The following is a 7,609-nucleotide window of genomic DNA, read 5'->3' on the forward strand; positions in this document are numbered from 1 at the left end:
TCGTCATGCGTAGATCATCACGACCCGCGCCTCCCGCTCTCAGCAAGGCGCCAATCAGCGTGTACTACATCCAACCCAACCAAGACGCCCTCTAATACTGCAACGGCAGTTATGGCGGGTAGCCGCGGTGGCGGTAGTGGCTGGTGCGGGCGTGGTGTTGGCGCCGGCGGCGCCAGCGTGACCAGGCCCGGGAGTGTGGATCTAACGGCACCTCTCTGCTGCCGGCGGGTTGACAAGAGAGGTGCCGTTAGCGAGACAGCCCCCCTATCCGACAACGCAATGACCCTGGACGGTGGCCGACAGCAGAGCGGCGGCGGCGAAGACGACCAGGGCTCCGCCTCTAGGTCAGGCTAATGCCGACGGCACGGGCCGGTGGCCGGATCGCCGCGCAGCCGGACGGGCGTCAGCGGAGCGGTGTCCGCTCCGGCTCCATGACGAACGCCTGTGGCGCGAGGCGGACGTACCCTTGCCTGCCGACGGCCTTGACATTCCAGGTCTTGCCGAAGGCGGGCGTGTTGGTCACCATGAGTCGGCCGATCTGTTCGGGAAGATCGGGATCGAGGGTGAGTTCACCGTCGCGGGCCTCGAGACCCAGCATGGTGCGGATGAAAAGCACCGGTGCCGCGCTCGCCCACGCCTGCGGATTGCAGGCGGTCGGGTACGGCACGGGCGCCTGGCCGAAGCTCCGGGGATAGCCGGAGAACGCCTCGGGCAGCCGGTAACCGGAAAACGCGGAGGCCTCGAGCATGGCCATGATGATCCGGTTCGCCTCCCGCCGGAACCCGTAGCGGGCGAGCCCGTGGGCGATGAGGGAGTTGTCGTGCGGCCAGACCGTGCCTATGTGGTATCCGATCGGGTTGTAGCCGCGTTCAGCGGCAGAGGTGGTGCGTACGCCCCAGCCGGCGAACATGTCGTCGGACATCAGGTGATTGGCGATGACAGCCGCCCGGTCCGGCGGCACGATGCCGCTCCAGAGCAGGTGGCCCATGTTGGAGGTCATCGAGTCGATCAGCCGGTCGTCCCCGTCGATGCCGAGGGCGTAGAAGCCGCCCCGCTCCTCGATCCAGAAGTCCCGGTTGAAACGGTCGCGCAACTGGGCGGCCTCGTCACAAAGCCGTCGGGCGAGTGGCGGGTCGTCGAGCGGCCCCTCGGCCAGTTCAGCCAGCCGCAGCTTCGCGTCGTACGTGTAGCCCTGGATCTCGCAGGTGGCGATGGGCAGGACGGGTAGCGTCCCGTCGGCGAACCGGACACCGTCCCACGAGTCGCGCCAGCACTGGTTGCCCAACCCGTGCGGAGAGCGGGTGGCGTAGTCGACGTACCCGTCGCCGTTTCGGTCGCCGTAGTCGTCGATCCACCGCAGCGCCGCGTACGCGTTGTCCCGCAGCTCGCGGACGAGATCGTCGTCCCCGGTCCACCGCCAGTACTCGGAGAGCACGATCAGCCACAGCTGGGTCGAATCGGCGGTGCCGTAGTACGGGTTGTGCGGCCGCAACCCGAGCTGGGTCAGTTCACCACGACGAATCTCGTGCAGGATCTTGCCCGGCTCCTCGTCGCGGAAGTCATCCACCTTGGTGCCCTGCTGCGCGGCGAGTGCCAGCAGCGCGGCCCGTGTTGTGTGCGGGGACAGCGCCAGGACCTGGTAAGAGGTGATCAGCATGTCCCGGCCGAAGAGCGTGAGATACCAGGGCATTCCGGCGGCAAGGAGGATGCTACGGTGATCATCCAACTGTAGTTCGATCCGCATGCCGATCAAGTCCAGCTGCGTCTTGAGGTACACCTCCGTCAGCGCGGCGCAATCCGTCTCCACCTTCGGCCCGACAGCTATCCACTGGGCGATCTGGGGGTCGATGCCCCCACCGAATACCTCGTCAAAGGGCCGAGGCGCCGGTCGCAGCTCCTGCTCGCGCACCCACAGCGGGACGTGCACCTCACACCGCCACTCCTCGTTCCGCTCCAACCGTAGGTCCCACACGAACGAGTCGCCCTCGATCCGCGTCGCCGCCGGCCGGGCCACCACCTCGCTACACGCCTCGAAGGGGCCATTCCGGTATGAGAACCGCAAGTACGATCCATCCAAGGCATGCGAGCGGGTGATCTCCGCCGACCGGTCCCGCACCGTCTCCTTGATCTCGAAGAGGTCCGCGAAGTCACAACCGACCGACAGGCGGAGCTGAACCGACACCGGCTCGGCGGCGAACGACTGCACACTGATGCGTTCGTGCAGGCCCCCGTCGACATACCGCTGCCGGCGCACCCCGAGGTGGTTGGCCTGCAGACCTGGCACCTCGGGGTTCGTCAGGAAGAACGCCGCCGAGTGCGACTCCACCGTTCCAGAGCTGAGCGCCAGCAGCTTGGCGCCGTTGACCGTCAGCTCCCAGTGGTCCAGGAAGCGGGTGTCCTCGTGCACCAGCCCACCGATCGATCCGCGATGTACGTCCCCGACGGCGTCGGAGTACATGAACGTGTGCGCCTGCAGCACGGCGATCGCGTTCGACCCCAGTTCCGGAGGCAGGCTCCGTGCCAGCCTGCCCGGTACTTCGGCCGCCGGCGTCAGATGCGGTGTTGGGTCGGCCGGGGTGGACCGACGTTCAGTGCTCGACATGGCTTGCTCCGCGGGATGAAACGCCAGATTGAGGAGGCATCCAGGCCAGGCTAAACGTTCCCACGACCCGTCCGTGGCTCAATCGTCAGCGCGGCCCGCCAGCCCCGTGCGGCCGGCTGGAGCGGCAACCGCCTGGTCAGACCGCAGCAGGGCACGCAGGTGACGGGGCGACGGGGTGCCGTGGGCGAGCATCTCGTCGTGCCAGTTGCGCCGCGACACGCCCTGCGGGCGCAGTGCCGCGACCTCGGCCAGCTCGCTGTAACCGACGAAGTACGTCGAGAGCTGGGTGGAGGTGAGCAGGGCGCGCCGCCGCTTGCCGGCCGCCTCCCCCTTCTCCTGGAAGCCGCGCTCCACATCAGCTTCATCGCCTCGGCCTTCGGCAGCCCCTCGCAGTGCACCAACTGGTCGAGCAGCGCGTTGATGGTCATCCGGAGCTGCATCTTGAGCTGCTGCAACTTCACCGGCAGGCCGCCGAAGCCGAAGCCGGCCATCAGCTCCTCCGCGTACACCGCCCAACCCTCGACGAACGCCCCCGACGTGGCGACCGCCCGCACCCGCCTACTACCCGAGAACCGGCGGGCGTGGGCGAGCTGGAGGAAGCGCCCGGGCACCGCCTCGTGCACGGTGAGGTTGCGCAGCATGTGGTCGTTGTACTCGCGGTAGTACGACTCGACCCGCTCCGCGGGCGTCGGCGAGATGCAGTAGAAGGTCGGGACGTCGGCGATCTCCGGCGATCCGGGCGAGTCGCAGTACGCCACGGCCCCCCCCCGCGCGAACTCCGGCATCTCCTGGATGACGCGGGGGCCGTCCACCAGGGACACCAACGCATGGTCGCGGACGAAGTCGGTCGTCTCATCCAGCGTGATCCCGGCCAGCCCGACGATCGTGCGGTCGTCCGGATGCTCGGCGGCGAGCAGGTCCAACGCCCGGCGTACCGTCTCGTCCGTCGCCCGGCCGCCGACCAGCTCGACCGCCGCCACGCGGATCTTCTCGGTCACCCGGCCCAGGTTTGCCCAGGCCCGGCGCTGCACCTCAGCCGCGGAGAGCTCGGTGTCGAGCGTGTGCCAGAACCGCGCCTCCCAGCGGCACCGGCCCAGCCGGGAGTCGCGTCCCGGCCCCGGATCGTCCCGCACCTGGTCGGTCGGCGAACCCGGTGAGTGCTTCCACCGCCGCCGCGGCGACCGGCTCGACGGTGGCACGCAGGCCGGGCACCTCGGCGATCAGCGCGGGCAGCCCGTCGCGCACCAGCGCGGCCGTACCGGCGAACTGGCCGGCCGCCGTCTCCGCGTGGATCCGGGGCACGTCGCGCAGGTTGGCCCGCGCCGTGGCCAGCGCGTCCGGTACGGCGGCCAGCCGGCCGGCCAGCGCGGTCAGCCGGACGTCGACCGGGGCGTACAGGCGGGCGATCAGCGTGTGTAGCAGCGGGCCGGGGTTAGACCGCAGCGGGTCCCACTCGTGCCCGGCGATCTCGGTCAGCTCGAACAGCTCCCGGTCGACGAGCGAGCTGAGCATTGCGTGGTCCACCCGGTCGGCGGCGTCGAGCGACTCGGCGTCCACCTCGGCGAGCGCGTGCGCGGCCTCGCGCAGCATCGTCACGTCCGCCGCCACCGCACCGGCGGAGAGGTCCGGCAGGCGGTCGTCGTACCGGTGGTCCCCGGCGGCGGAGGCCAGGTCGGGACGGCGTTCCAGGATGGCGTCGATGATCCGCTCGGCACGCGGCGCGAAGGAGGCATCCTACGGTCCGATCAACTCCGCGAGTGTCCCCACCGCGCCCGCCAGCTCATCCCGCGACCAGGGCGGGTAGCCGAGCACCAGGCCGGGTGGACCGGGGCGGTCCACGCGCAAGTCGGCGAGGGCGCCCGGTCCGAGCCCGGCGGACCGGGCGGCGCGGGCGACCGCCGCGTCGTCGACCCCGGCCGGCAGTTCCAGCACCAGGTGCAGCCCCGCGGCGATCCCGGAGACGCGGGCCGCCGGCAGGTGCCGACGTACCGCCGCGATCAGGGCGTCGCGCCGCTCCCGGTACACCCGGCGGGCCCGGCGCAGGTGCCGGTCGTACCTGCCGGAGGCGAGGAACTCGGCGAAGGCCAGTTGCTCCGGCACCGGCCGCCGAGGTCCGCGGCGTACTTGCCAGCCACCGCCGCCGCCCGCAGTCCCGCCGGTACGGCCAGCCAGCCCAGCCGCAGTCCCGGTGCCAGCGCCTTGCTGGTCGACCCGATGTGCACGACGCGCGCCGGGTCGAGCCCCTGGAGGCAGCCGACCGGATCACGGTCGTAGCGGAACTCCGCGTCGTCGTCGTCCTCGACCACCAGCCCACCCGTACGCCGGGCCCAGTCGAGCAGGGCGACCAGGCGTTCGGGGGCGAGCACCACGCCGGTGGGGTACTGGTGTGCGGGCGTGACCAGCACCGCGGGCACGTCCAGGCGGTGCAGCGCGGGCACGTCGAGGCCGGCGGCGTCGACCGGTACGCCGACCGGGCGCAGGCCACGCGCGCGCAGCGGATCGAGGATACGGCTGCTGCCCGGGTCCTCGATGCCGATCCGGATCACCCCCGGTCGACGAGCATCCCGGCGAGCCGATGGAACGCCTGGGCGGCCCCGGTGGTGACGAGCAGGTCGGCCGGGCCGATCCGGCGGCGCGGACCCGTCCCAGGTAGGCGGCGAGTTCGGCCCGGAGCCGGGGCACGCCGCCCGGGTCGCCGTAGCCGAGGTCGGCGTCGCGGGCGCCGGCGAGCGCCCGCTCGTAGGCGCGCCGCCAGGCCCCGCGGAGAAAGAGACCCAGGTCGGGCAGGCCCGGCCGCAGCGGTAGCTGCCGATCGTCGCGTGCGGGGGCGGTGGCGGGACGCGCGGCGGGGCCAGCGTGGCCGGGGGAGGTCGCCGCGACGACCGTGCTGGAGCCGTGCCGGGCGAGCAGCCGCCCCTCGGCGACCAGCTGCTCGTACGCCTCCACCACCACGTCTCGCGAGACGCGCAGGTCGGCGCCGAGGCCGCGGGTGGAGGGGAGCCGGGTGCCGACCGGCAGCCGGCCGCTCACGATGGCCTCGCGGAGAGCCCGGGGAGCCGGGTCACGCTGCACCTTCGGCTCCGGCTTCGCGGCCGGCTCCGGGGTGGCGTCCCGCTGCGGCTCCGGGGTGGCCGGCACCAACGCCTTCGCCGGACTCGGGGACCAGGCCACGCGCGGGGGCCGTGCACGCCGGCGCCGGCGGACAGGCGGCACCACGCCTGGGGCGGGTAGCGCGGCGATCAGCTCGTCGGCGCGGCAGGTGCCCATCGTGGTGGTGATCATTCGTCGTTGCGGCGGGTGGCCAGCACATAGCCCACATCGCGCTGCTCCAGCCAGACCCGCGGGCTCTTGCGCTGCCCGTAAGCCTCGTCGGCGGTGACCCACCCGACCGGCACCCCGGCATCCAGGGCTCGAGCCAGCAAGGTCCTGGCGATCTGCGGCTTGGTGGCGAACTCCACGTCGTCCGGGATGCCCGCGGCGCGGCAACGCTCACGGTCGTCGGTCCACGCCGCGGGCAGATACAACTGCCGGTCGATCAACCCGTGCCCCTTGGCGGAGCTGTAGGCCGAGCGCCCGACCTAGCAGTTCTCGACCCTGCCGGCGGTGCCGGAGTACTGCCGGGCCACCCCGACCGAGCGCACACCCTTGACTCGAAAATGAACCTCCGTGGAAGCTCACGCTGCGGCTGGTAGGGGTTCGAGAGTGACGTGATACCCGAGGCGTTCCAGCTGGGCTATCAAACGAAGCCGTTGCCGGGTGGGATCGATGCGGATATGGAAGTGATCCCACCCGAGGCTGCGGTACTCGGTGTTGCTGTCGAGGACGTGCCAGATCGCGACGAGGAGCCCGTGGCCGACCGCGACCGTGGCGCGTTTCGCGCCGCGGCGGGCCGCGATGCGCCGGTACTGTGCGCCGGGGGAGGAGTCCTTGCTCCGCGCGGCGGCCATGGCTGCCTGTCCGAGAACGGCCTTGCGAGCCAGCGGTTGCCGGGTCGGCTGCCTGAGCGGGGCGAGTTCCATCAGGATCACCCGCTGGGCTGCCACCGGCGTGAGTCGCGGACTGGGTCGTGTTCGAACACGTCATCGCCGCACTGGCAGCTGGCACCCCGGCCCACGACGCGCTCCACATCCCCACACCTGGAGCACCGAGCCCACGCCCTGATCGCGCCTGTCCCCGCCATGCCATGCGGGCTGTGGCACCGCTTCGGCCTATGCGAAAACGCCTCTCGGGCGCATCTCGCAGGCAACACCGACGGCGGCGGTGTATCTTAATGAGCGCTCATTTATTATTTAGGTATGGCAACATCACCAGGCTCTCGGCGTCGAGGGCGTCCACCGAGCAGTGAAGGTCGCGACACCCGGGAGGCCCTGCTCAACGCCGCCTTGGCGCTGTTCGCGCGGCTGGGGTTCGCGGCGACCACCGTGCGGCAGATAGCGGCAGAGGTCGGCGTGCGCGACGCCGCCATCTACGCGCACTTCCCCAGCAAACAGGCGATGTACGACGTCCTGTTCGCCGAGGCGGGCCCGCCGTCGTGGGAGCGGCTCGGGCTCAACCCCGAGGTACTGGCGGCCCGCACGCCCGCAGAGGTCGTGCCCGAGCTGGTCCGCCGGGCGCTCGACCAGTGGTCGACCCCCCGCGCCCGCCTCTTCGGCAGCTTCCTGCTACGCGAGGGGGCCGGCCCCAGCGGGCTCGGCCGGGTGTACGTCGGCATCGAGGCAACCCTCGAACACTTGGCCGGCCTCTTCGCGCACTGGCAGAACCAGGGCCTCATACGCGGCGACGTCACCGCCCGGCAGCTCGTCTGGGAGCTGTTCGGCCCGCTCCAGATCCCGCGGTTCCTGTTTCTGCACCCCGATTCGACCGACGTCGACATCGCCACCTGCCGACGATGGACCGACGACCACGTGGCGTTCTACCTCGCCTGCACCGCATCACCAGAAAGGCCCCGGCCATGACCGGCAAGCTCACTGCCGTCCCACTCGCCCAACCCGGCACCACCTGGAGGCT

Annotated in this window: 5 protein-coding genes and 3 pseudogenes; 1 reads left to right on the plus strand and 7 read right to left on the minus strand. The window is 71.2% G+C overall.

Features of this window, described 5'->3' with window-relative positions; genetic code table 11:
* Positions 1–403: 403 nt before the first annotated feature.
* The 7 genes and pseudogenes from AB0I11_RS33975 to AB0I11_RS34005 form a co-directional block, all read right to left on the minus strand.
* A complete protein-coding gene (locus AB0I11_RS33975; RefSeq protein WP_357329994.1) occupies positions 404–2,479 on the minus strand; it encodes a glycogen debranching N-terminal domain-containing protein in 2,076 nt (691 codons plus the stop codon).
* A 201-nt stretch (positions 2,480–2,680) separates the two neighbouring features.
* Positions 2,681–4,306, minus strand: a pseudogene (locus tag AB0I11_RS33980) (DUF885 domain-containing protein).
* A gap of 30 nt (positions 4,307–4,336) precedes the next feature.
* Positions 4,337–4,627 (minus strand): hypothetical protein, encoded by a 291-nt coding sequence (locus AB0I11_RS33985; protein ID WP_357329996.1) that lies wholly within the window; start codon positions 4,625–4,627, stop codon positions 4,337–4,339.
* Positions 4,600–5,148, minus strand: a complete 549-nt coding sequence (locus AB0I11_RS33990; protein ID WP_357329998.1) for an aminotransferase class I/II-fold pyridoxal phosphate-dependent enzyme — start codon at positions 5,146–5,148, stop codon at positions 4,600–4,602. The genes AB0I11_RS33985 and AB0I11_RS33990 overlap by 28 nt, the downstream gene beginning before the upstream one ends.
* 343 nt (positions 5,149–5,491) lie before the next feature.
* A pseudogene (locus tag AB0I11_RS33995) lies at positions 5,492–5,818 on the minus strand (GntR family transcriptional regulator); the annotation flags it as partial.
* Positions 5,770–6,249 (minus strand): annotated as a pseudogene (locus AB0I11_RS34000) (transposase); the annotation flags it as partial. The pseudogenes AB0I11_RS33995 and AB0I11_RS34000, both read right to left, overlap by 49 nt.
* A gap of 27 nt (positions 6,250–6,276) precedes the next feature.
* Positions 6,277–6,621 (minus strand): hypothetical protein, encoded by a 345-nt coding sequence (locus AB0I11_RS34005; RefSeq protein WP_357330000.1) that lies wholly within the window; start codon positions 6,619–6,621, stop codon positions 6,277–6,279.
* A 276-nt stretch (positions 6,622–6,897) separates the two neighbouring features.
* Between AB0I11_RS34005 and AB0I11_RS34010 the strand changes: the two genes are divergently transcribed.
* A complete protein-coding gene (locus AB0I11_RS34010; RefSeq protein ID WP_357330002.1) occupies positions 6,898–7,557 on the plus strand; it encodes a helix-turn-helix domain-containing protein in 660 nt (219 codons plus the stop codon).
* Positions 7,558–7,609 lie beyond the last annotated feature (52 nt).

The sequence above is a fragment of the Micromonospora sp. NPDC050495 genome (assembly GCF_040655175.1).
Classification (GTDB): Bacteria; Actinomycetota; Actinomycetes; order Mycobacteriales; family Micromonosporaceae; genus Micromonospora.

What these genes read in the sequence shown, in the direction of transcription:
- AB0I11_RS34005 (WP_357330000.1), bottom strand. Translation starts at nt 6,621, where the DNA reads ATGGAACTCGCCCCGCTCAGGCAGCCGACCCGGCAACCGCTGGCTCGC.
- AB0I11_RS34010 (WP_357330002.1), top strand. Translation starts at nt 6,898, where the DNA reads ATGGCAACATCACCAGGCTCTCGGCGTCGAGGGCGTCCACCGAGCAGT.